Source organism: Stackebrandtia sp. (assembly GCF_035643755.1).
Lineage (GTDB): Bacteria > Actinomycetota > Actinomycetes > Mycobacteriales > Micromonosporaceae > Stackebrandtia.
In genome coordinates, this window is record NZ_DASQPW010000107.1 from 1 (window position 1) to 2,878 (window position 2,878).

Annotated in this window: 3 protein-coding genes; 1 reads left to right on the forward strand and 2 read right to left on the reverse strand. The window is 71.0% G+C overall.

From position 1 onward, the window contains the following. On the reverse strand, nucleotides 1–629 hold a 629-nt coding region (locus VE172_RS08250; protein WP_324799735.1), incomplete at its 3' end, for an alpha-hydroxy-acid oxidizing protein. Between the two features lie 125 nt (nucleotides 630–754). Here VE172_RS08250 and VE172_RS08255 point away from each other — a divergent pair. Further along, nucleotides 755–1,915 carry a hypothetical protein gene (locus VE172_RS08255; RefSeq protein WP_324799738.1) on the forward strand — a complete coding sequence of 387 codons (1,161 nt, stop codon included), beginning with the start codon at nucleotides 755–757 and terminating at the stop codon, nucleotides 1,913–1,915. On the opposite strand, the gene VE172_RS08260 is transcribed toward VE172_RS08255, so the two are convergent. After that, nucleotides 1,912–2,878 (reverse strand): RNA polymerase sigma factor (locus VE172_RS08260; RefSeq protein ID WP_324799740.1); only part of this gene is annotated, 967 nt, incomplete at its 5' end. The two genes, VE172_RS08255 and VE172_RS08260, sit on opposite strands and share 4 nt — an antisense overlap.

A 2,878-nucleotide genomic window follows, 5' to 3' on the forward strand; every position in this document is an offset into this window, starting at 1 on the left:
ACCGGGTCCGATGTGTACTGCGCGATGCCCTGGCCGCGCGCGAACGGCAGGTACCCGGCGTCCAGATCCCTGGGGCGCCAACCCAACATGTGGGTGTCCAGGGTGACCACGATGGCACCGCACCCGGCCGCCTCCGCCCGCGCCACCAGGCTGTCCACCAGCGCGATGCTGTCGCTCCAGTACAACTGGAACCAGCGCGCCGCGTCCCCCATCGCCGCGGCACAGTCCTCCATGGTCACCGACGCCTGGTTGGAGAAGATCATCGGCACGTCCACCGCGGCGGCGGCCTCGGCCACGGCCAGGTCGGCCCGCGGGTCCACCATCTCCAACACCCCGACCGGGGCGGTCAGGAACGGCGTCGGGTGTCGCCGACCGAACAGCTCGATGCCGGTGTCGCGCCGCGAGACGTCGACGAGCATCCGCGGCACGATCCGCCAGCGGTCGAAGGCGGCCCGGTTGGCGTCGGCGGTGGTCTCGGCCCCCGCCGAACCGCAGATGTAGGCCGCGGCGGTCGGCGACATCGCGCGCCGGGCGGCCTCGGCCAGCGCGTCGGGCCCGATCGGAACGGCGCGGCGCCGCCCGTACGCCCCGTCACGGTAGATCTCGGCCTGCGTGTCGCGCCCGGTCATCTCGCACCTCCGCGGCGATCCCTCACGATTGATGCAGTGAGGTTAGCGAGCGCGCGACCCCATTGGTCGCGTCCCCGCGTCACTATTGGGTGTGAGCCCCCGCCCGCGCCACTTGGGAGATGCGAATGGACATTCCGAAAGAGTCATCCGACACCGCCGCCGACCGGCCCGTCACCCGGGGATCGGCGGACGACGCCGAGACCTATTCCCTCACCCTCGCCAATGACACCCGCGATCTGTTGTCGCGCTTCGATAAGGCGCTGCCCAACGCCAGCGTCGAAGACGTCATCGGCGACGCCAACCGGGACGGTACCGCGTCCCACACCACCGACCACCCCTTCCCCGAGCTGCAGTACCACGGCAAGTGGAACGCCGGCGACGAGGACACGTACTGGTTTCCACAGGGGATCAGCGGCAGCGCCGATGCCCTGGAGGACGGCCAATACCAGGGCCACACGGTGGTGCTGGTGTCGTGGTACGACAACGTCGACTTGTCGCCCGACCCCAAGGTCGACAAGGGAGGTCGCCTGAGTTTCGTCAGACAGGACACCCCCGACGACCCCGATTACCGGCACGTCCTGCTGGTCGACCCGTTCATCGACGACGACGGCCACCCGGACTTCAAGGCGGTGCCCACCCACGCCGGCGGGATCGCCTGGTACGGCAACTATGTGTACGTCACGGACACCTTCAACGGCATCAAGGTCTTCGACCTCGATCACATGTGGAAGGTGGACACCAGCGGCGACGACATCGGGCGCGACTCCAATGGCGACTACCACGCCCACGGCTACAAGTACGTGGTGCCAAGGGTTTTCGACTACGCCGCCACCACCTCGGGCGCCGAGCCCGGCCTGCGCTACTCGTTCGTCGCCCTGGACCGCACCACCAAGCCCGACAGCATCGTGGTCAGCGAGTGGTGGACCGAGGACGAGATGCCCGACCGCGACGCCCGGATCGTTCGCTGGGAGATCGACTACCGCACCCGCGAGCTGCGCTACGGGAGCGCCTCGAACGCCAAGGCCACCGAGTGGTTTCGCTCCACCCTCACCCACATGCAGGGCATCGCCAGCGTCAAGGGCCGCTTCTACATCTCGCGCAGCGTCGCCGACGCCGACAAGTCCTTCGTGGTGGTCGACAAGGACGGAACCACCAAGTACTTCGGTACCGGCCTCAGTGGACCCGAGGACCTGTTCCACGACGCCAACAACAACGTGCTGTGGACCCAGAGCGAGCAGCCCAACGGCCGCCAGTACGGCACCATCGACCTGTCCGACGCGCCCTAGCGGCGCCGGGTCAGTTCGGCCGCCCGGTCTTCCAGATAGCGGCGCTGGGCCTCGGAGTCCGTCAGCGCGGCGGCGCGGCGGTAGGCGTCGACGGCCTCGGCGCCGCGGCCGAGGCGCCGCAGCAGGTCGGCGCGGCTGGCCGCCAGCGGCGCGTACCCGTCCAGCCGGCCCGAGCCGTCGAGCCGGTCGATCAGGTCCAGCCCGGCGGCCGGGCCGGAGGCCATGCCCACCGCCACGGCGCGGTTCAGCTCGACGATCGGGCTGGGCGCCAGGCGATTCAGCTCGTCGTACAGCCCGAGGATCTGCGCCCAGTCCGTGTCCGCCACCGACGCCGCGGTGGCGTGGCACGCGGCGATCGCGGCCTGCACCTGGTAGGGCCCGGGGTCGCCGCGCCGCAGCGCCCGCTCCAGCATGGACTCGGCCCGCCCGATGGCCTCGCGGTCCCAGGCCGACCGGTCCTGCTCCTCCAGGGGAACGAACCGCCCGTCGGCGTCCACCCGCGTGGCGCTTCGGGCCCGCTGCAACAACATCAGCGCCAGCAGCCCCTCGGCCTCGGGCCTGCGGGGCATAAGCGTCACCAGGGTGCGCGCCAGCCGCACCGCGTCGTCGCCGATCCGCTCGGACCCGGCGTCGTAGCCCTGGTTGAACAGCAGGTAGATGACGGCCAGCACGGCGGCCAGCCGCTCCCGCAGGCGATGCGGCGGCGGGACCCTGAACGGGATCGCCGCGGCGCGGATCTTCGCCTTGGCGCGGGTGAGCCGCTGCGCCACCGTCGCCTCGGGCAGCAGGAACGCCCGCGCGATCTCGGCCACGCTCAACCCGAGAATGCCGCGCAGCGCCAGGGGGACCCGCGCGTTCATCGGCAGCGCGGGGTGGCAGCAGGTGAAGATCAGCCGCAGCCGGTCGTCGTCGGGGTCCTCGAGATCGGGCGCGGGGGCCCCGGGTTCGGGCATGGTGGCGACC

Coding starts and splice junctions, on each gene's coding strand:
- VE172_RS08255 (WP_324799738.1), top strand. CDS start 755: ATGGACATTCCGAAAGAGTCATCCGACACCGCCGCCGACCGGCCCGTC.